The sequence below is a fragment of the Streptomyces sichuanensis genome (assembly GCF_020328095.1).
Taxonomy (GTDB): Bacteria; Actinomycetota; Actinomycetes; order Streptomycetales; family Streptomycetaceae; genus Streptomyces; species Streptomyces cinnamoneus.
Genome location: NZ_JAIXMK010000023.1, coordinates 44,468 through 64,202, shown reverse-complemented (window position 1 = coordinate 64,202; position 19,735 = coordinate 44,468). Strand labels below are relative to the sequence as shown.

Genomic DNA, 19,735 nt, shown 5'->3' with positions numbered 1-19,735 from the left:
GGCCCCGGTCACTGTCGTCCCCGCACCCCTCGGGGGCCCGTGCGCCGCGGCCGGGCCTTTCCTGCCGGTCCGCTCGCCCCTGCCGGGCCCGCGGGGCGGCGCGCCCCGCCGGGGCCGCCGAGGCTGCCCGGGCCCGCGGCCCGGCGGCCTCGGCCCTCGGGCGCCGGGGCGTCCCGGGCCGGGGTGGCCGTGGCCGCTTCTGCGGGCGGGGCCGGGGTGGCCCCTGCCTCCGGCGTCCGGGAGTGCACGGCGCGGTCGGCGCGCTCACGGCGCAGGCACCGGCGCAGCAGCTCGGGGTCCATGCTGTCGTTGCAGGCGCGGTGCAGGAGCTGGGCGAAGAGGTAGTCGGGGTCGGCACTCAGGGCGCTGCTGAGGGCGACCCGGGCCTCGGGCTGGTCGCCGGTGGACCAGGCGACCCATCCGGCGAGGGTGAGCGGGGCGGCCGCGTGTTCGATGTAGGGCGGCACGCAGCGCCGGGCGAGGGCGCGCCACACGCGCAGCGCTGCCGGGGCCTGCGGCCCCTCCATCCATTCGGCGGCCCGGTCGCGCGTGGTGCGGTCCTGGAGGCCGAGGACGATGGCCGCCGCCTCGTCGGCGGCCACCAGGGCGTCGTCCCGTTCGTCGGCCGCCGCACGGCCGGCCGCGGGCGGGGCTTCGTGGAAGCGCCCGATGAGCAGGCCGGCGAGGTCGAGCGTCTCCTGCCGGACGGTCTCGCAGTCCGTTCCCCGGAGGATGCGGGGAACGAGGTCCGCGGCGGCCGCGTCCAGCGCCGTCTGCTGCTGATGGGCCCGCGGGCCGGTCAGGGGCGCGTAGCGCGCCTCCATCTCGCGCAGCGTTCCGCGGACCTGAATGCCGGCGTAGGCGGCCGCCGCGGCCATCACCGAGGTGCCCGGCAGGGCCAGGGGCACCCCTTCCGGCGGGCAGCAGCGGTCGTCGGGGCAGCAGTAGGACCAGAACCGGCCGTCGGAGATGCACAGGGCCTCGTAGACGGGGACGTCGAGCCCGCCGCAGGCGAGGCGCAGGCTCTGGGCGAGCGGGTGGAGCCGTTCCCTCACCTGCTGCCCCGTCTCCCCCTCCGCGGGGTCCTGGCACAGGAACAGCACGATGCCGTCGGGGCGGGATCCCCGCTTGTCACAGCCGGTGACGAGGGTCTCGGCGAGCTGGTCGCTGACGTCGGGCCATTCGGCCTGGTTGCCGGGGATGCCGAGCCTGAGCCGGCCGCCGAAGCGGCCGCGCTCGCCGTGCAGCGCGAGGAGCACGACCGAGTCAGTGGGATAAAAGCCCATCAGGTAGGGGAGGGCATCCGCGAGTTCGGCGGGGCTGCGCAGGGTGATCTGCGTCTCCGGGCCGGTTCCCCCAGCCGGGGAAGGAACCGCGGACGAGGGGGCGGACGAGGACGGCATGGGAGCTGATTCATCGGGCTGCGTCATGGCCCGAGAGTCCCGCGGGGCCGAGCCGGCCCGCCACCCCTGTGGATAACTCCGGAATATTGTCGTACTAACGCTGTGGACAGCCTGCCTCCCGGGTTTTCCACAGGTCCCCCGGCCCATTCGCGCTTTGTCAGTGCCCTCGTGTTGCATGGGGGCATGACCAACGAAGCCCTCCGCACCTCGGCGGACACCGTCCTCGCCCGTCTCGTCGGAGACACCACGGGCACGGCGAGACTGCGCGAGGACCAGTGGCGCGCGATCGAGGCGCTCGTCGCCGACCGCCGCCGCGCGCTGGTCGTCCAGCGCACGGGGTGGGGCAAGTCGGCGGTGTACTTCGTCGCGACCGCGCTGCTGCGCGAGCGCGGCAGCGGTCCGACGGTGATCGTCTCCCCGCTGCTCGCCCTCATGCGCAACCAGGTGGACGCCGCCGCCCGGGCGGGGATCCACGCCCGCACGATCAACTCCTCCAACACCGAGGAGTGGGAGACCGTGCAGGCCGAGGTCGCCGCGGGCGAGGTCGACGTCCTGCTCGTGAGCCCCGAGCGGCTGAACAACCCCGACTTCCGCGACCAGGTGCTGCCCAAGCTCGCGGCGGCCACCGGTCTGCTGGTCGTCGACGAGGCCCACTGCATCTCCGACTGGGGGCACGACTTCCGGCCGGACTACCGGCGGCTGCGCACCATGCTGGCCGACCTGCCGCCCGGTGTCCCGGTGCTGGCGACCACCGCCACGGCCAACGCCCGTGTGACCGCCGACGTCGCCGAGCAGCTCGGCACGGGCGAGGGCGCGGAGGAGGCGCTCGTCCTGCGCGGGCCGCTGGACCGCGAGAGCCTGAGCCTGAGCGTGCTGACGCTGCCCGACGCCGCGCACCGCCTGGCCTGGCTCGCCGACCACCTGGAGGAGCTGCCGGGCTCCGGCATCATCTACACCCTCACCGTCGCCGCGGCCGAAGAGGTCACGGCGTTCCTGCGGCGCCGTGGCCACGTGGTGGCCTCGTACACGGGCAAGACGGAGAACGCGGACCGCCAGCAGGCGGAGGAGGACCTGCTCGCCAACCGCGTCAAGGCGCTCGTCGCCACGTCCGCGCTCGGCATGGGCTTCGACAAGCCCGACCTCGGCTTCGTGGTCCACCTGGGCTCGCCGTCCTCCCCCATCGCCTACTACCAGCAGGTGGGACGCGCCGGACGTGGCGTGGAGCACGCCGAGGTGCTGCTGCTGCCGGGCCGCGAGGACGAGGCGATCTGGAAGTACTTCGCCTCGCTCGCCTTCCCCCCGGAGGAGCAGGTCCGCCGCACGCTGGCGGTGCTGGCCGCCTCCGAGCGCCCTGTGTCGCTCCCCGCCCTGGAGCCCCAGGTCGAGCTGCGCCGTTCGCGGCTGGAGACCATGCTCAAGGTCCTCGACGTGGACGGGGCGGTCCACCGGGTGCGCGGCGGATGGACCGCGACGGGCGAGCCGTGGGTGTACGACGCGGAGCGTTATGCCTGGGTGGCGCGCCAGCGCGAGGCGGAGCAGCAGGCGATGCGCGACTACGCCACGACGACGCAGTGCCGGATGGAGTTCCTGCGGCGCCAGCTGGACGACGAGGAGGCCGCCCCGTGCGGGCGGTGCGACAACTGCGCGGCTCCCCGGTTCGGCGCCGACGTGTCCGCCGGTTCCCTGGACGCCTCGCGGGGTGAACTGGGCCGCCCGGGGGTGGAGGTGGAGCCGCGGCGGATGTGGCCCACGGGCATGCCGGCGGTCGGCGTGGACCTCAAGGGCCGTATCCCGGCGGGCGAGCAGGCCGCCACGGGCCGGGCGCTGGGGCGGCTCTCCGACATCGGTTGGGGCAACCGGCTGCGGCCGCTCCTCGCCCCCCACGCTCCGGACGTCGACATTCCGGATGATGTGGCGGACGCGGTGGTCACCGTGCTGGCCGACTGGGCCCGGGGAAGCGGAGGTTGGGCGTCCGGGGCACCGGACGCTCCCGCGCGACCGGTGGGTGTCGTCACCGTCGCCTCCCGCACCCGGCCGCGGCTGATCCACTCGCTGGGCGAGCACATCGCCCGGGTCGGGCGCATGCCGCTCCTGGGGACGGTCGACTATGGACGCGCCGAAGAGGACACCCGGGTTCCGCGGACCAACAGCGCGCAGCGGCTGCGGGCGCTGGACGGAGCACTGACCGTTCCCCCCGCGCTCGCCGAGGCGCTGGCGACGGCCGGCGGCCCGGTCCTGCTCGTGGACGACCTGGCCGATACGGGCTGGACCCTTGCCGTCGCGGCTCGGCTGCTGCGGCGGTCCGGGGCGGCGGAGGTGTTCCCCCTGGTCCTGGCCGTCCAGGGGTGAGCAGGGGCAGGCGGGCGAGGCGAAGCGGAATTTAGTCGGCGGATCGTCAGATACCGGTCAGTGGCGTCAATTGATCGTTGCCGCACGGCCGATGGGGCCGCGAGAATTGAACCGCTCCCCACTCCCGCCCGCTCGCGGTCTGCCACGACCGACGACGCGGCGGCCCGCCCTGCCTGCCCCTCCGCCCGGCTCCGCGGGCGTGCAGACGAAGGGAGAACCATGACCTTCGGCTCCGCTCCTGCACCGTCCGCCGACTCCGCTCCCCGCCCGGTCAGGCTGCTGGAACCGGCCGAGTGGGTGGCCTCCGGCGTCCCCCTGCTGCGCAATCCGCGCGAGGTCGTCACCGGTCTGCACGCGCGCCACATGCCGACACCGTCCACAGCCGTCATCGCGGTGTTCGATCCCGACGAACGGCTCGCGGCCAGTGCGTCCTTCGCACGCCACACCGGACGGGCGGGCGTCGCCGACGGCTGGGAACTGCGCAATGCGCTCCTGAGCCGACTGCGTCAGATCATCCCGCACGACCTGCGCAGACGGGCGCCCATACGCACCGCCGTACTCCTCTACTGCCGTGAGGGCGAGGCCCATTGGACCGAGGAGGACGGGGCGTGGATGTGGGGGCTGCGCGACGCATGCACCCTGCACGGGCTGCGCTGCGGCGCGTACATCACCCTCACCCGGACCGGCTGGCAGATCCTCGGCGAGGGCCGCAGCGGACGCTGCCCCCGCTCCTCGCCCTACCCGGCCGCACGGATCGGCTTCGGCGGCGGGGCACCCGAAGCGCACCGCCGCGCCGCCGCCCGGTGACCCGGGACGGCACAGTGGCCGACACACCCGGCGGGGGCGGGCCGGCCACCGGAACCGGACGTCAGACTCCTGCGGAGAGAAGGGCGTTGACGCGCTTCGGGTCGCCACAGACGATCAGCAGCGCACCGGCACGGGCCATGGCCGCGGGAAGCGCACGCGCCACCTCGGCGTCCGAACCACCGTTGACGGCGACGACCACGACCGGCCGGGTCGCGGCACGGTCGGCATCGGCGGCCGCGTAGAAGACGTCGTCCCCGGCGTCGTGCTGCGCCCAGTAGGACGCCTCGCCGAAGGACAGCTCGTGGGCCGCCCACGGGTGGGGGTCGCCGGTGGTGAGGACCAGGACCTCGCCGGGCGCCCGGCCGGCATCGAGCAGCAGGTCGACGGCCTCGTCCGCGGCGCCCAGCGCACCCTCCGCGGGGGCGGGGATCAGCTGGACCTGCGCGGTGGCCGCCGGGGAGCCCGCCGCAGGACGCGGAGGACGGGGGCCCGGGACAGGGCCGCTGCGCGGGCCGGGGTTGCCGGACCGCGCGGGGGCCGGGCGGGGACCAGGGACAGGGCGGGGGGTCATCGCGGGACGGCCGGCGGCCGGAACTGCGCGGGGACCCGGGACACTCTCGTGAATCTGAGGCTCCTCGGGGATGAGAGGCATGGGGTGATGTCTATCAAACGCCGGTGCGAGTCGCGTCGGCGGGTGGCGTTTTGGGCCACTCAGAAGTCGAAGCCGAGCTGGCCTCCGGCCTCCAATGCCACGTTGTCGGGGCTGATGCGGGCCCGCTTGAGGTGCTGCCAGCGGGGCAGCGCGTCCAGGTACGACCACGACAGCCGGTGGTGCGGGGTCGGCCCCAGCTCCTCCAGGGCGGCACGGTGCACCGGCGACGGATATCCGGCGTTGTCACCGAACCCGAAGTCCGCGTGCACGGCGCCCAGTTCGGCCATCAGCGTGTCGCGCCGCACCTTGGCGATCACGGAGGCCGCGGCGACGGCCACACAGGACTGATCGCCCTTGATGACCGTACGGACCTTCCACGGCTCGCCGAGGTAGTCGTGCTTGCCGTCGAGGATCACCGCGTCGGGTCGCACGGGCAGGCCGTCCAGGGCGCGGGTCGCGGCCAGCCGCAGCGCCGCCGTCATGCCCAGCTCGTCGATCTCCTGCGGGGAGGCGTGCCCGAGGGCGTAGGACGTGACCCACGTCTCCAGGGCCGCGGCGAGCACCGTGCGTCGCTTGAGGGTGAGCAGCTTGGAGTCCGTCAGTCCCTCGGGCGGGCGGCGCAGGCCGGTGACGGCCGCGCACACGGTGACGGGTCCGGCCCAGGCGCCCCGGCCGACCTCGTCCACACCGGCGACGATCTTTGCTCCCGTCGTCGCTCGGAGCGAGCGCTCGACGCTGTGGGTAGGCGGTTGGTAGGGCATGGCGCCTGTAAGGTTACGCCCCCGGCGCCGAGCTGTCCCGCCCCGCCCCGCCCCCACTCCACGCCGTCCGGTCAGCGCACGGCCTCCGGGAGCCAGTCGGGCAGCGCTTCGGTGTGCCGCAGCCAGTCCGCCGGCGGAGCGCCTCCTTCCGCCGCGGCGACCACGCCGCCGGCGATGGCGGACGTGGTGTCCACGTCGCCGCCCGCCTGCGCCGTCGTCCAGAAAGCCGCCTCGAACGAGTCGAGATGGCGCGCGGCGGCCCACAGCGCGAAGGGCACGGTGTCGTGCGCGCTGGTCCGGCGGCCGCAGCCCAGGACGGCGGCGACGGTGGTCGCGTCGCCGTAGTCGAGCATGTCGCGGGCGCGGCGCAGTCCCTGCTGGACGGCGCTGCGCGGCACGAGGGCGACCACGCCGTCGAGCAGGCTCTCGGGGGTGAGGGTGCCGGCCGGGCCGGCCGCGAGGGCTGCGGCGGCGGCCACGGCCATGGCTCCGGCCACGGCCTCGCGGTGCTGGTGCGTGGTGTACGCCGAGATCTCCGCCTGGTGCGTCGCCTGCTCGGGGTCGTCGGCGTACCAGGCGCCCAGAGGGGCGATGCGCATGGCCGCACCGTTGCCCCAGGACCCCTGCCCCTTGAACAGGGCCGCGGCCAGCTCGCGCCAGTCGCCGCCCTCCCTGACCAGGCGCAGCATGCGGTTGACCGCCGGGCCGTAGCCGCGGTCGAAGTCGTGGCGCTCGGCGAAGGAGCGCGCGAGGGCGTCCTGGTCGATGCGGCCGTGCTCGGCGAGGACGGCCAGCACGGAGCAGGCCATCTCGGTGTCGTCGGTCCATCGCCAGGGCGCGGGCGGCAGCTCGCGGCGCTTGAGCGACGGATAGTTGGCGGGGACGAAGAACTGGGAGCCGAGGGCGTCACCCACGGCCAGCCCTCGCAGGCTCGCCAGGGCTCGGTGGAATCGGTCAGTTGTCATCGCAGCGAACTCTAACCGGTGAAGCCATACGATTCGGGGGTGCACCAGCGCTCGAACGGCCGGTCAAGGTGATACCTGCCGTCAGCGCCGAGCAGCAGCATGCGCGTCTCGCCGTTGCCCGGGTTGGACAGGCACTCGAACTCGGCGACGGTCCAGTGCAGCCATCGCATGCAGAACAGCCGCATGGTCAGGCCGTGCGTGACGAGCAGGACGTTCGGCGGGTGCCCCGGGTCGTCGAAGCTGCGCCACAGGCTCTCCAGGAAGGAGCCGACCCGGTCGTACACGTCGGCGCCCGACTCGCCCTGCGCGAAGCGGTAGAAGAAGTGGCCGTAGGCGTCGCGGTACGCCTTCTGGCGGCGCACGTCCTCCCTCTCCTGCCAGTTTCCCCAGTCCTGCTCGCGCAGGCGCGGCTCCTCCCGGACGCGGACCCGCGTGGGGTCGAGGCCGAGGGCCTGGAAGGTCTGGTGGGTGCGGCGGTAGGGCGAGACGTAGGCGGAGACGCGTTCGTCCCCGAAGAGCTCGCGCAGGAGGACGCCGGCCTGCTCGGCCTGCTTGCGGCCGGTCGCCGTCAGTGCCAGGGCGTGGTCGGGCTCTCGCTCGTAGACCGTGTCGTCGATGTTGCCTTCGGATTCGCCGTGCCGGATGAGGACGATGCGCCGGGGCCGTGCCATGCGGCCACCCTAGTTCGCACAGGCGGCGACCGCCTCGCGCTCTTCCGTGACCTCCGCCCGGCCTGCGCGTATCGCGCACCGGCGGCCCTTGAAGCGGCGGTGGAGCGCCCGGTCGTGGGAGACGATCACCACGGCACCCGGCCATGCGGCCAGCGCCTCCTCCAGTTGTTCGATGAGCCCCAGGGCGAGGTGGTTGGCGGGTTCGTCGAGCAGGAGGAGGTCCGCCGGGCGGGCCAGCAGCCGGGCCAGGGCGAGGCGGCGGCACTGCCCGGCCGAGAGCGATCCGACGGGCACGTGCAGGTCGCGTTCGCGGAAGAGTCCGTACGCCAGGAGCTGCGCCCGCCGCTCCTCGTCCGTGCCCGGCAGCCCTTGCCCGTACGCCTCCAGCAGCCGCTCCGCGGGCCGGCTCACGGGGATCTCCTGGGCGAGATAACCGATGCGGCCGTTCCTGCGCACGGTGCCGGCATCGGGCAGGGCGAGGCCCGCCATCAGCCGCAGCAGCGTCGACTTCCCGGCGCCGTTGGAGCCGTGCACCAGCATCCGCTCTCCCGCCCGCACGGTGAGGGCCTCGACCGCGAGCCGGTCGCCGACGCGTACCCCGTCGAGCGTGACGAGGTCTCCGTCGGCAGTGCCGAGCGCGGGGCCGGCCGCGAAGCGCAGGGGCTCCGGCGGGCGCGGGACGGGGTTCTCCTCCAGCCTGCGCAGCCGTTCCCGGGCGTTGCGGACACGGGTGGAGACGGAGGACTGGACGCGGCCCTTGTCACGGTCGTAGGCCATCTTGTTGCCGTCCTTGATGGCGCGCCCCGGCGCCACGCTCCGGGCGGAGGTCGCGGCGGTCCCGGCCAGGGCGGCCGTCTCCATGCACGACTGGTCGTATTCCTGTTCCCAGCGGCGGCGGGCCGCAGCCCGTTCCGCGACGAAGCCGGCGTAGCCGCCGCCGTAGCGGACGAGCGTCCGCCGGTCGGCGTCGACCTCGATGACGGCGGTGGCGACGCGGCCGAGGAAGACCCGGTCGTGGGAGACGGCGACGACCGTGCCGCGATGGGCGCGCAGGGTGTCCTCCAGCCAGGTCAGGGCGGCGCCGTCGAGGTGGTTGGTCGGTTCGTCCAGCAGCATGACCTCGGGGGCCGCCGCGATGAGACAGGCCAAGCCGAGCCGCGCCTGCTCGCCACCGGAGAGGCTGCCCAGGCGGCGGTCGCGCGCCAAGTGGCCGATGCCCAGACCGTGCAGGGCCTTGTCGACCCGCGCGTCGGCCTCGTAGCCGCCCCTGGCCTCGAAGGCGGTGAGGAGTGCGCCGTACTCGTCGAGCGCCTGAGGCCCCGCCGCGCCGAGCTCCGCCTCCAGCTCGCGCAGGCGGATCTCCATGGCGCGCAGGTCGGCGAGGGCCGCGTCGATCGCCTGCGCGACCGTTGCGTCCGGCGGAAGGCCGGGGGTCTGCCGTAGGTAACCGATGCCGCCGTCGGCCGAGGTCACGGCGGTGCCGTCGTCGGGCCGGCCGATGCCGGCCAGGATCTTCAGCAGCGTCGACTTGCCGGCGCCGTTCTCTCCCACGATGCCGACTCGTTCGCCGGCCCGCACGGACAGGGACACGCCGTCGAGCAGCAGCCGGTCGCCCCGGGAGACGGACACATTGTGCAGTGAGAGCTGGGTGGGCACGGGCGGACCTCCGGGGCGAGACACCGACACGGACAGCAAACGCAACCGTAGTTGCGTTATCCTCAGCATGACAGAGCCCAGCCCCTTAACGCAACGGGAGTTGCAGTTGCCTTCGGAAGCCCCCTCTTCCAGCGCCCCCGGCACGGTGCGCCCCGGCGGGCGCACCGCCCGCACGCGCGCCGCCGTGCGCGACGCCGTCCTCTCCGGGCTCGTCGAACACGGCTATCCCGGCCTCACCGTCGAATACGTCGCCGAGCACTCCGGCGTCCACAAGACGACGCTCTACCGCCGCTGGGGAGGCGTCGAAGGGATGGTGGCGGACGCGCTCGACCTGGCGGGCGAGGACAGCTGGAGCCCGCCCGACACGGGCACGCTCCGCGGTGACCTGCTCGCGCTCGCACATGAGGTCGTCGACACCTTCACCGACCCTGCGGGCGCGGCCGCCCCGACCGCCTTCATCACCGCCGCGTTCCAGTCCGAGCGCGCCGCCCGGGCACTGGGCGGCTTCTACGCCGAACGCTTCGGGCGCTGCGCGCCCCTGATCGCCCGGGCCGTCGAGCGCGGCGAGGCGCCGCCCGGCACCGACGCGGGGGCCGTGGCGCGGGCGGTGTCCGCCCCGCTGTTCTTCCGGCTGTTCATCACCCGCGAAGACGTGGACGCGGCCGCCGCGGAACAGGCGGCCGACGCCGTGCTCGCGGCGGTCAGCGCCGGGGTCTACGCCTCACCGGCCTGACCCCAGGGGCCCCAGCGGACCCCTGGGGTCACACCGCCCAGAAGCCCCGAGCGGTCACACCGCCGGTCCCCGGTCAGTCACACCGTCCACGCCTGCTCTATCTCCACCACGTCGCCGGTGATGGCTGCGACGTCGGCCTCGGTCTGTGCCCGCAGGCCGAGCCGCTCCACCCTGTCCGCGCGGTACTTGCCGTGCTCGGCCTCGGAGTTCCACATCGACAGCACCAGGAACTCCTGGCCGGGTGCCTCGCCGAAGACACCGCGCAGCATTCCGGGGGAGCCGGCCATCGCCGGGTTCCACACCTTCTCCTGCATCAGGGTGAAGTGCTCGACCCTGTCCTCGCGGACCCGGCAGTGGGCGAACCGGACCACGTCCGCATCCGTGAACTGCGGCCGGAAACCGACCTTCACGTCGAAACGGTGCTCGAAGAGCCGCACCTGGGGGTTGCGGTACGTGCCGACCTGCGACGCCGCGAGCCGATCGTGCGAGCGCGCCATGAAGGAGTCGTAGAACGGCCTGCTCTCCCAGAAGCCGAAGAGGTGGACCACGTCAGGGCGCGCCCTGCTCCACCCTCCCCCCTGTCCCCGGAACCCGGGCTCACCGAGCAATCCCGCCCACTTCCGCTGTCCCCGCTCGAAGCCCCGGCGGTCCACCACGGTGCAGCGAATCCACTTGACCAGCACCGGGCCATCGTACGGCGCGGACAGTGGCGCGGGTCACGTACGCGAGGAGTACACGCGGGCGAGCGTGGCGACTTCCTCCTCGTCCAGCTCGATGCGGAACTCGCTCCGCAGCACCTCGTTCAACTCCGCTGCACCGACTTCCCGTTGTTCCGTGGAACCGTCGGCACGCACGGTCACGAACACCGGGCCCACGAGCATGCGTCGTAGGGCGGACTCCGTCTGCTGGACGATGACCCGGGAGACGAACGGCGAACGGGGGTGCGTCGAGGTGTAGTGGTTCATGACGACGTAGTCGATCGGGAATCGGTCCTCCGGCCCGAACGCGTACAGGTCGCCCCAGCCGTCCGCCCGGAGTGTCCGCAGGGCGTGCACGCCGTTCTCCTCACGCACGAGGCCGAACCTCCACTCCCCCTGCCGGGCCTCGGCACCGTCCCGGAAGGGCAGCGGCTCCAGCAGCCCCTCGCCGCCGAAGCCCACGTCGCACAGCCACTCCTCGCCGTCCGCCACCACCTTGAGCGTCATGTGCGTGACGGGGCGCATGCCGTCACTCCCCACCCGCACACGCGCACCGAGACCGGTCACGGAGAAGCCGATGCGCTCCAGCGCCGCGGCGAACAGCGAGTTCTGCTCGTAGCAGTAGCCGCCGCGTCTGCGCGTCACCATCTTGTCCTGCAGGGCCTTGACGTCCAGCAGGACCGGGCGGCCGAGCTGCACTTCGAGGTTCTCGAAGGGAATCGCCGCCACATGGCCCCGGTGCATCGCCCGCAGCGTCTGCAGGTTCGGCTCCAGAGGGCCCTGCAGGCCGATCCGGTCCAGGTAGGCGTCGAGATCCAGCTCGTCGCCGCTCCATTGGGAATTACTCATTCCGGGTACCCCCGCCTTCACTTGATCAACTGACTACCCTTCACAACATACGAGCTGGCCGGAATATGCCGGTGGGGAGCAGCCGAATACCACTCCCCGACCGGTCGCACGAGCGCACGACGAAGGGGACCGGCCGCATGGCCGGTCCCCTTCACGAGCCGTGGGTCAGCAGCTGTGGGTCAGCTGCCCTCGACGGCGCTCGTCGTCAGCTGCAGCCGCTGGTCGAGCCGCAGCCCTCGCAGAGGTAGCAGCTGCCGGCGCGGCGCATCTTGGTGCCGCAGGAGAAGCACAGCGGCGCGTCCGCGTTCAGGCCCAGCTGCATCTCCACCAGCTCGGTGGAGTTGTGGGCCTGCTTCGGGGCCGGGGCCACCGCGGCGGGCTGGGCCGGAACCTCGGGCTTCGGCGTCTCGGTCTGGCGCGGGGCGGACTGCGCGAGACCCTCCACGTCGACCTCCTCGTCGGCCGGCTCGTAGGAACCGGTGTCCAGGTGACGCTGGCGCTCCTCGGCGGAGTGGATGCCCAGCGCCGAGCGCGTCTCGAACGGCAGGAAGTCCAGCGCCAGGCGGCGGAAGATGTAGTCGACGATCGACTGCGCCATCCGCACGTCCGGGTCGTCCGTCATGCCGGCCGGCTCGAAGCGCATGTTGGTGAACTTCGAGACGTAGGTCTCCAGCGGCACGCCGTACTGCAGACCGACCGAGACGGCGATCGAGAAGGCGTCCATCATGCCCGCGAGGGTCGAGCCCTGCTTGGACATCTTCAGGAAGACCTCGCCCAGACCGTCGTCGGGGTAGGAGTTGGCGGTCATGTAGCCCTCGGCGCCACCCACCGTGAAGGAGGTGGTGATGCCCGGGCGGCCCTTGGGCAGGCGCTTGCGGACCGGGCGGTACTCGACGACCTTCTCCGCGGCGGCGGGGACGGCCTCGACGGCCTTGGTCTCCTCCTTCTCCTTCTTCTTGGCGGAGAGCGGCTGACCGACCTTGCAGTTGTCGCGGTAGATCGCGAGGGCCTTCAGGCCCATCTTCCAGCCCTCGAAGTAGACCTCCTCGACCTCCTCGACGGTGGCCGACTCGGGCAGGTTGACCGTCTTGGAGATCGCGCCGGAGAGGAACGGCTGCGCGGCCGCCATCATGCGGACGTGACCCATGGCGGAGATCGCGCGCTCGCCCATGGCGCAGTCGAAGACCTCGTAGTGCTCGGCCTTCAGGCCCGGGGCGTCGATCACGTTGCCGTGCTCGGCGATGTGGGCGACGATCGCCTCGATCTGCTCCGGCTGGTAGCCGAGGCGCTTGAGCGCCTTGGGCACCGTGTTGTTCACGATCTGCATCGAGCCGCCGCCGACGAGCTTCTTGAACTTGACCAGGGCCAGGTCCGGCTCGACGCCCGTGGTGTCGCAGTCCATCATCAGGCCGATGGTGCCGGTCGGCGCCAGCACGGACGCCTGGGCGTTGCGGAAGCCGTTCTTCGCGCCGAGGCGGATGACGTCCTGCCACGCCTCGGTCGCCGCGGCCCAGACCGGGGTGTCCAGGTCGTCCATGCGCAGGGCGGCACCGTTGGCGTCGGCGTGCTGCTTCATGACGCGCTGGTGGGCGTCGGCGTTGCGGGCGTAGCCGTCGTACGGGCCGACGGCCGCGGCCAGCTCGGCGGAGCGCCGGTAGGAGGTACCGGTCATCAGCGAGGTGATGGCGCCGGCGAGGGCGCGGCCGCCGTCGCTGTCGTAGGCGTGGCCGGTGGCCATCAGCAGGGCGCCGAGGTTGGCGTAGCCGATGCCCAGCTGACGGAAGGCGCGGGTGGTCTCGCCGATCTTCTCGGTCGGGAAGTCGGCGAAGCAGATGGAGATGTCCATCGCCGTGATGACGAGCTCGACGACCTTGGCGAAGCGCTCGGCGTCGAACGACTGGTTGCCGTTGTCGTCGTCGCGGAGGAACTTCATGAGGTTGAGGGAGGCGAGGTTGCACGAGGAGTTGTCCAGGTGCATGTACTCGCTGCACGGGTTGGACGCGGTGATCCGGCCCGTCTCCGGCGAGGTGTGCCAGTGGTTGATCGTGTCGTCGTACTGGATGCCGGGGTCGGCGCAGGCCCAGGCGGCCTCGGCCATCTTGCGGAAGAGGCCCTTGGCGTCGATCTCCTCGATGACCTCGCCGGTCATCCGGGCGCGCAGACCGAACGTCGAGCCGCTCTCGACGGCCTTCATGAACTCGTCGTTGACGCGGACGGAGTTGTTGGCGTTCTGGTACTGGACGGAGGTGATGTCCTCGCCGCCCAGGTCCATGTCGAAGCCGGCGTCGCGCAGGGCGCGGACCTTCTCCTCCTCCTTCACCTTGGTCTCGATGAAGGCTTCGACGTCGGGGTGGTCGACGTCGAGGACGACCATCTTGGCGGCACGGCGCGTGGCACCGCCCGACTTGATCGTTCCGGCGGAGGCGTCGGCGCCGCGCATGAAGGAGACGGGACCGGAGGCGTTGCCGCCGGAGGAGAGGAGCTCCTTGGAGGAGCGGATGCGGGAGAGGTTCAGGCCGGCGCCGGAGCCGCCCTTGAAGATCATCCCCTCTTCCTTGTACCAGTCGAGGATCGACTCCATGGAGTCGTCGACGGAGAGGATGAAGCAGGCGGAGACCTGCTGCGGCTGCTTGGTGCCGACATTGAACCAGACCGGCGAGTTGAAGCTGAAGACCTGGTGCAGGAGCGCGTAGGTGAGCTCGTGCTCGAAGATCTCGGCGTCCGCGGGGGAGGCGAAGTAGTCGTGCTCCTCGCCGGCCGCGCGGTAGGTCTTCACGACGCGGTCGATGAGCTGGCGGAGGCTGGACTCGCGCTCGGGGGAGCCGGTGGCGCCACGGAAGTACTTGCTCGTGACGATGTTGACCGCGTTCACCGACCAGAAGTCGGGGAACTCCACGCCGCGCTGCTCGAAGTTGATCGAGCCGTCGCGCCAGTTGGTCATGACGACGTCACGACGCTCCCAGACCACCTCGTCGTACGGGTGCACGCCGGGAGTGGTGTGGATGCGTTCGATGCGCAGGCCCTTGCCGCCCTTGTTTCCCTTGGAGCGGGAACCTCGTGCCGGGCCGCTCGTCGTCTCGGTCATGCCGCCTCCCTCTACGGGCAAAACGCCCTAATGCGCCCAATTCTTCCGGGGCGCGATGTGTTCTGTCACCCGGCCGCGCACGGCAGCCGGGCAGGTCTGAAGTACGACCGCTCAGTCGACGGCCACGGCGGGCGCCGGGACTTCGGCACCTGCGGCACAGTCGGCCGGGTCTGCTGCCGAGGCGTCCCGGGCCTCGGCGCGGCGGACGCCCTCGCGGAGTTCCGCGACGGCGGCCTCGAAGTCCTCAAGCGAGTCGAACGCCTGGTACACGGACGCGAAGCGCAGGTACGCGACCAGATCGAGGTCCTTGAGCGGACCGAGTATGGCGAGCCCGACGTCGTGCGTGGAGAGCTCGGCGCTGCCGGTGGCGCGCACCGCTTCCTCGACCCGCTGGCCGAGCTGGGCCAGGGCGTCCTCGGTGACGGGGCGCCCCTGGCACGCCTTGCGCACGCCGGAGATCACCTTGTTGCGACTGAAGGGCTCGGTGACGCCGCTCCGCTTGATCACCATGAGTGACGCGGTCTCGACGGTCGTGAACCGGCGGGAGCAGTCGGGGCACTGGCGGCGTCTGCGGATCGAGCAGCCGTCATCGGTGGTCCGGCTGTCGACGACCCGGCTGTCGGGGTGCCTGCAGAAGGGGCAGTGCATGGCTCTCCACCCTCCTTCACCCTCGGGAACCCCAAGAAAAACTGTGCACGATCAGCGCCACGACGGGCCCCTGGGGGCTCACGTCGAGCAGCCCCCAGCATAGGCGATGACCGTGCCCCCGATTGACCGGGGAGGGCCGTCGACCACAACTTGTGGGTAGCCGCCGCCATCAAACCACTAGATCTGGTGCCGGACGGCGAACCGAGACCCACAGCGTGTCGGGCCGCCGTGAGCGGACACGGCCCCACGAGGGAGCCCCGAGCGCGGCCCCACAGGGGCACGGATGCCACACTGAGCCCACGGCACGGCGCCGCCGGACGGATGCCGGCCGGACCCCCGCCGACCCGCTACGGTGCGGGACGGACGGACCTCCGGCGCCGGCGTCACCACGACGCGGGAAGCGGGCTCCGGCTCGCACCGGAGGAAGCTCCGCCCGGCTACGCCGGGGCTGCCACCGGGCTTCGCTCCAGCACCGAAGAGTACCGTAATGGGGCGAATTGATCTCGGCCCGTACACCCTGGAACCTGATCACGTCAGCCGATCCCGGATATTTCACTCGAACGTGTGTTTGGCGCAACCTTTCGAAAGCAACTACCGTTGTCCAGCTAGGGAGAACATTTCGAGAGGGGCCGACGTGACCACCACCGCAGACAGCGCCACCATCACCGCCCAGGACCGCTCCCAGAACCGACTCGACCAGGCACACCCGATGAACGACGCAGCCATGAACGCCGAGGGGCAGAAGCCTGCCCGCTCGCTCCCCGGACGGCCCCCGGGCATCCGGGCGGACAGCTCCGGTCTCACCGACCGGCAGCGCCGTGTGATCGAGGTGATCCGGGACTCCGTCCAGCGCCGTGGATACCCACCATCCATGCGCGAGATCGGCCAGGCGGTGGGACTGTCCAGCACGTCGTCCGTCGCCCATCAGCTCATGGCGCTGGAGCGGAAGGGCTTCCTGCGCAGGGACCCGCACCGGCCCCGCGCCTACGAGGTGCGCGGCTCCGACCAGCCCAGCACGCAGCCGACCGACACGACGGGCAAGCCCGCCGCCTCGTACGTGCCCCTCGTGGGCCGGATCGCCGCCGGCGGCCCGATCCTCGCCGAGGAGTCCGTGGAGGACGTCTTCCCCCTCCCCCGCCAGCTGGTGGGTGACGGTGAGCTGTTCGTCCTCAAGGTCGTCGGCGACTCCATGATCGAGGCCGCCATCTGTGACGGCGACTGGGTGACGGTCCGCCGCCAGCCCGTCGCGGAGAACGGCGACATCGTGGCCGCCATGCTGGACGGCGAGGCGACCGTCAAGCGCTTCAAGCGCGAGGACGGCCACGTCTGGCTGCTTCCGCACAACGCCGCCTACCAGCCGATCCCCGGCGACGAGGCCACCATCCTGGGCAAGGTCGTGGCGGTGCTGCGACGCGTGTGACACCCGCACGGAGAGGCCGGGCCCCGGAACCACTGCGCCGGTTCCGGGGCTCTTTCTCTGCCCTCGGCCTGCTCGGACCCCCGGCTCGCGCCGGTCCTTGCCCGGGTCCTGCCGGCCCTCGGTCCTACCTGCCCTCGGCCTTGGCCGCCGCGTCGATGGCCGCCAGCGAGCGGCGCGCCTGGTTACGGTCGGTGGTGTACCAGAAGTCCGGCAGCGAAGCACGCAGGAACGACCCGTAGCGGGCCGTGGCCAGCCTCGGGTCGAGCACGGCCACCACGCCCCGGTCCCCCGACGCCCGCACCAGACGACCGGCACCCTGCGCCATCAGCAGCGCCGCATGCGTCGCCGCCACCGCCATGAAGCCGTTGCCGCCCGCGTCCTCCACCGCCCGCTGCCGGGCGCTCATCAGCGGGTCGTCCGGCCGCGGGAACGGCACCCGGTCCATGACCACCAGCTGGCAGCTGGGGCCGGGCACGTCCACGCCCTGCCACAGCGACAGGGTGCCGAAGAGACAGGTGCGGGTGTCCCCGGCGAAGGTGCGGATCAGCTCGCCCAGCGTCTCCTCGCCCTGGAGGAGGATCGGCATGTCGAGTCGGCCCCGCAGCGCCTCGGCGGCCGCCTGCGCCGCCCGCATCGAGGAGAACAGGCCGAGGGTGCGGCCACCGGCCGCCTCGATGAGCTCCGCCAGCTCGTCCAGCATGTCGGTCCGGTTGCCCTCCCGGCCCGGCTGGGCCAGGTGCTTGGCGACGTAGAGGATGCCCTGCTTGGGGTAGTCGAACGGCGAGCCGACGTCCACGCCCTTCCACTCCGGGCAGTCCTCCCCCTCGACGCCCTCGGGCGCGAGGCCCAGGGAGGCACCGACGCCGTTGAAGTCGCCGCCGAGCTTGAGGGTGGCCGAGGTGAGCACCACGGACCGCTCGTTGAAGAGCTTCTCCCGCAGCAGCCCGGACACCGACAGCGGCGCGACCCGCAGCGAGGCTCCGAAGCGGTCGTGTCGCTCGTACCAGACGACGTCGTACTCGGGGCCCTCCACGATGCGCTCGGCGACGGCGTGGATGTTCTCCACGGAGGCCAGGGCCTGCTTGCGGACGGCGTCCTCGTCCTGGACGGACTTGTCGCGGGTGTTGCCCAGGGACGTGACGACCGTGCGCGCCGCGTCGCGCAGCGCCATCAGGCAGTAGCCGAGGTCCTCGGGGATCTCCTCCAGCCGGCCGGGAAGGGCCAGCTCCATCAGGCGCTCGAAGCTCTCGGCCGCCGTCTGCAGGGCATCGGCCGCCTTCTCGTCGACGAGCTTGGCCGCCCGGCGCACGGCCCGGTTGACCTGGCCGGGGGTGAGCTCGCCGGTGGCCACGCCGGTCACGCGGGACACCAGTTCGTGGGCCTCGTCGACGATCAGCACCTCGTGGCCGGGCAGCACGGGGGCGCCCTCGATGGCGTCGATGGCGAGCAGCGCGTGGTTGGTGACCACAACGTCGGCGAGCTTGGCGCGCTCCCGCGCCGCCTCGGCGAAGCACTCGGCACCGTAGGCGCACTTGGAGGCGCCCAGGCACTCCCGGGAGGTGACGGACACCTGCGACCACGCCCGGTCGGACACGCCCGGGGTGAGGTCGTCGCGGTCGCCGGTCTCGGTCTCGTCGGACCAGTCACGCAGCCGCAGCAGGTCCTTGCCCAGCTTGCTGGTGGGCGTCGCCGCCTCGAAGGGGTCGAAGAGCCCCTCCTCCTCTTCCTGCGGCACGCCCTCGTGGAGCCGGTGCAGGCAGAGGTAGTTGGACCTGCCCTTGAGCATGGCGAACTCCGGGCGGCGCCGCAGCTGCGGATGCAGGGCGTCGACCGTGCGCGGGAGGTCGCGCTCGACGAGCTGGCGCTGGAGCGCGAGCGTGGCCGTCGCGACGACCACCCGCTCGCCGTGGGCGAGGGCCGGCACGAGGTAGCCGAGCGACTTGCCGGTGCCGGTGCCCGCCTGGACGAGCAGGTGGGAGCCGCCGTCGATGGCCGCGGCGACGGCTTCGGCCATGGCGACCTGGCCGGGCCGCTCGGTGCCCCCGACGGCGGTGACGGCGGCGTGCAGCAGGTCGGTGAGGGAAGGCGAGGAGGTGGCAGTCATAGCGTTGCCAGCCTACGGGGCCGCACTGACATCGCGGGCCGGGATGGCTCTGCCGGTACCCCCGCGCATACCGGCAGGCACCCACGGTCACCCGGAGACCGGAGGACACCGCCGTGCCGTCGCCGGGCGCAGCTACAGCACGCCCCTCAGGGCACGGTCGCGGATCATCAGGGCGGCGCGCTTGTCCGGCAGCTCGATCTCCGCGGTCAGCCGGAAACCCGCCCCGAGGAAAGCCGCGGCGGACGGAGTGTTGCGCAGGTCCGGTTCCCCGACGACCCGGCAGCAGGCGGGCCTGCGGTCCAGGACGAGGTCCGCGACGGTGCGCAACAACAGGGTGCCCAGACCCCGCCCCCGGTCCGCGACCCTGCCCACCAGGAAATGGATCCCGGTGTCGTGCGGCCGGGCCGGGTAGTGCCGCGCGAGCGGGTCGAGGTCAGCGCGGTACACCTCCCAGTAGCTCATCGGGACGCCGCCGAGCACCCCGAGGCAGGGAACGCTGCGCCCGTCGCCGTCGAGCTGGGCGCGCAGATGACCGGCGGTTGCGGCGTCGGGCCCGGAGAGGCCCCAGAACGCCGCCACTGCCGGATCGTTCATCCACTGGGTGATCAGCCGGAGGTCGCGCTCGATGCGGACCGGTACGAGCTGGAACGGGCCGATGTCCGTGGCCACGGGTCCCCAGTCGGCGAGGCCGTCCAGCAGGTCCGATCCGAAGGCCGGACCGGGCTGGGCCGGCGTCGGTGGTTCGCAGGCGAGGAACTCGACGATCTCCTCGGTCAGCCGCAGGTCGATCGTGTCGACGCAGTCGTCGGGCTCGGGAACCCGATCCGGGACCCGCTCGGTGCCGGGACCCTCACCCGGAAGGGCGGAGAGCGGATCCGTCAACGGGTCGTAGGGCGGTGCGCCGCCCGGGTCGTTCCACTCCGTGCCCATGCCG

Annotated in this window: 16 protein-coding genes; 4 read left to right on the top strand and 12 right to left on the bottom strand. The window is 72.4% G+C overall.

Annotated elements, in window-relative coordinates; genetic code table 11:
• Window positions 1-8: 8 nt before the first annotated feature.
• Complete coding sequence (locus tag LE181_RS10260; protein ID WP_225660956.1) at window positions 9-1,403, bottom strand: DUF4192 domain-containing protein; 1,395 nt, start codon at window positions 1,401-1,403, stop codon at window positions 9-11.
• A gap of 183 nt (window positions 1,404-1,586) precedes the next feature.
• Here LE181_RS10260 and LE181_RS10255 point away from each other — a divergent pair, with 183 nt between their 5' ends.
• Window positions 1,587-3,752, top strand: a complete 2,166-nt coding sequence (locus LE181_RS10255; protein WP_225660906.1) for a RecQ family ATP-dependent DNA helicase — start codon at window positions 1,587-1,589, stop codon at window positions 3,750-3,752.
• 219 nt (window positions 3,753-3,971) lie between these two features.
• Window positions 3,972-4,559 (top strand): hypothetical protein, encoded by a 588-nt coding sequence (locus LE181_RS10250; RefSeq protein ID WP_225660905.1) that lies wholly within the window; start codon window positions 3,972-3,974, stop codon window positions 4,557-4,559.
• 61 nt (window positions 4,560-4,620) lie between these two features.
• Here LE181_RS10250 and LE181_RS10245 read toward each other — a convergent pair whose 3' ends face one another.
• The 5 genes from LE181_RS10245 to LE181_RS10225 all read right to left on the bottom strand — a co-directional run bounded on the left by LE181_RS10245 (window position 4,621) and on the right by LE181_RS10225 (window position 9,264).
• Complete coding sequence (locus LE181_RS10245) at window positions 4,621-5,211, bottom strand: hypothetical protein (RefSeq protein ID WP_225660904.1); 591 nt, start codon at window positions 5,209-5,211, stop codon at window positions 4,621-4,623.
• A 59-nt stretch (window positions 5,212-5,270) separates the two neighbouring features.
• Window positions 5,271-5,972 (bottom strand): ribonuclease HII, encoded by a 702-nt coding sequence (gene rnhB / locus LE181_RS10240; RefSeq protein ID WP_225660903.1) that lies wholly within the window; start codon window positions 5,970-5,972, stop codon window positions 5,271-5,273.
• Between the two features lie 71 nt (window positions 5,973-6,043).
• Window positions 6,044-6,937: an ADP-ribosylglycohydrolase family protein gene (locus tag LE181_RS10235; protein ID WP_225660902.1), complete on the bottom strand. Its 894-nt coding sequence runs from the start codon at window positions 6,935-6,937 to the stop codon at window positions 6,044-6,046.
• An 11-nt stretch (window positions 6,938-6,948) separates the two neighbouring features.
• Window positions 6,949-7,608, bottom strand: coding sequence for a histidine phosphatase family protein (locus LE181_RS10230; protein ID WP_225660901.1), 660 nt, complete (start codon window positions 7,606-7,608; stop codon window positions 6,949-6,951).
• A gap of 9 nt (window positions 7,609-7,617) precedes the next feature.
• The gene (locus LE181_RS10225) at window positions 7,618-9,264 is read right to left on the bottom strand and encodes an ABC-F family ATP-binding cassette domain-containing protein (RefSeq protein ID WP_225660900.1); all 1,647 of its coding nucleotides are present in this window, start codon (window positions 9,262-9,264) and stop codon (window positions 7,618-7,620) included.
• Between the two features lie 67 nt (window positions 9,265-9,331).
• Between LE181_RS10225 and LE181_RS10220 the strand changes: the two genes are divergently transcribed.
• Window positions 9,332-9,997, top strand: coding sequence for a TetR/AcrR family transcriptional regulator (locus LE181_RS10220; protein ID WP_372458306.1), 666 nt, complete (start codon window positions 9,332-9,334; stop codon window positions 9,995-9,997).
• 77 nt (window positions 9,998-10,074) lie between these two features.
• On the opposite strand, the gene LE181_RS10215 is transcribed toward LE181_RS10220, so the two are convergent.
• From LE181_RS10215 to nrdR, 4 genes are all read right to left on the bottom strand, one after another.
• A complete protein-coding gene (locus tag LE181_RS10215) occupies window positions 10,075-10,680 on the bottom strand; it encodes a YdbC family protein (protein ID WP_225660898.1) in 606 nt (201 codons plus the stop codon).
• A gap of 33 nt (window positions 10,681-10,713) precedes the next feature.
• Window positions 10,714-11,544, bottom strand: coding sequence for an arylamine N-acetyltransferase family protein (locus LE181_RS10210; protein ID WP_225660897.1), 831 nt, complete (start codon window positions 11,542-11,544; stop codon window positions 10,714-10,716).
• Window positions 11,545-11,749: 205 nt separating this feature from the next.
• On the bottom strand, window positions 11,750-14,629 hold the full coding sequence (locus LE181_RS10205) for a vitamin B12-dependent ribonucleotide reductase (RefSeq protein WP_225660896.1): 2,880 nt from the start codon (window positions 14,627-14,629) through the stop codon (window positions 11,750-11,752).
• Window positions 14,630-14,740: 111 nt separating this feature from the next.
• Window positions 14,741-15,277, bottom strand: a complete 537-nt coding sequence (nrdR, locus tag LE181_RS10200; RefSeq protein ID WP_225660895.1) for a transcriptional regulator NrdR — start codon at window positions 15,275-15,277, stop codon at window positions 14,741-14,743.
• 634 nt (window positions 15,278-15,911) lie between these two features.
• On the opposite strand from nrdR, the gene lexA reads away from it, so the two are divergent.
• A complete protein-coding gene (lexA, locus tag LE181_RS10195; RefSeq protein ID WP_099202316.1) occupies window positions 15,912-16,697 on the top strand; it encodes a transcriptional repressor LexA in 786 nt (261 codons plus the stop codon).
• 124 nt (window positions 16,698-16,821) lie between these two features.
• Here the strand turns inward: lexA and LE181_RS10190 are convergent, their stop codons facing one another.
• Window positions 16,822-18,801 (bottom strand): ATP-dependent DNA helicase, encoded by a 1,980-nt coding sequence (locus tag LE181_RS10190; protein ID WP_225660894.1) that lies wholly within the window; start codon window positions 18,799-18,801, stop codon window positions 16,822-16,824.
• 132 nt (window positions 18,802-18,933) lie between these two features.
• Window positions 18,934-19,731 carry a GNAT family N-acetyltransferase gene (locus LE181_RS10185; protein WP_225660893.1) on the bottom strand — a complete coding sequence of 266 codons (798 nt, stop codon included), beginning with the start codon at window positions 19,729-19,731 and terminating at the stop codon, window positions 18,934-18,936.
• Window positions 19,732-19,735: the final 4 nt, after the last annotated feature.

Coding starts and splice junctions, on each gene's coding strand:
- rnhB (WP_225660903.1), bottom strand. CDS start 5,972: ATGCCCTACCAACCGCCTACCCACAGCGTCGAGCGCTCGCTCCGAGCG.
- LE181_RS10245 (WP_225660904.1), bottom strand. CDS start 5,211: ATGCCTCTCATCCCCGAGGAGCCTCAGATTCACGAGAGTGTCCCGGGT.
- LE181_RS10250 (WP_225660905.1), top strand. CDS start 3,972: ATGACCTTCGGCTCCGCTCCTGCACCGTCCGCCGACTCCGCTCCCCGC.
- LE181_RS10230 (WP_225660901.1), bottom strand. CDS start 7,608: ATGGCACGGCCCCGGCGCATCGTCCTCATCCGGCACGGCGAATCCGAA.
- LE181_RS10260 (WP_225660956.1), bottom strand. CDS start 1,403: ATGCCGTCCTCGTCCGCCCCCTCGTCCGCGGTTCCTTCCCCGGCTGGG.
- nrdR (WP_225660895.1), bottom strand. CDS start 15,277: ATGCACTGCCCCTTCTGCAGGCACCCCGACAGCCGGGTCGTCGACAGC.
- LE181_RS10235 (WP_225660902.1), bottom strand. CDS start 6,937: ATGACAACTGACCGATTCCACCGAGCCCTGGCGAGCCTGCGAGGGCTG.
- LE181_RS10210 (WP_225660897.1), bottom strand. CDS start 11,544: ATGAGTAATTCCCAATGGAGCGGCGACGAGCTGGATCTCGACGCCTAC.
- LE181_RS10255 (WP_225660906.1), top strand. CDS start 1,587: ATGACCAACGAAGCCCTCCGCACCTCGGCGGACACCGTCCTCGCCCGT.
- LE181_RS10185 (WP_225660893.1), bottom strand. CDS start 19,731: ATGGGCACGGAGTGGAACGACCCGGGCGGCGCACCGCCCTACGACCCG.
- LE181_RS10205 (WP_225660896.1), bottom strand. CDS start 14,629: ATGACCGAGACGACGAGCGGCCCGGCACGAGGTTCCCGCTCCAAGGGA.
- LE181_RS10220 (WP_372458306.1), top strand. CDS start 9,332: ATGACAGAGCCCAGCCCCTTAACGCAACGGGAGTTGCAGTTGCCTTCG.
- LE181_RS10190 (WP_225660894.1), bottom strand. CDS start 18,801: ATGACTGCCACCTCCTCGCCTTCCCTCACCGACCTGCTGCACGCCGCC.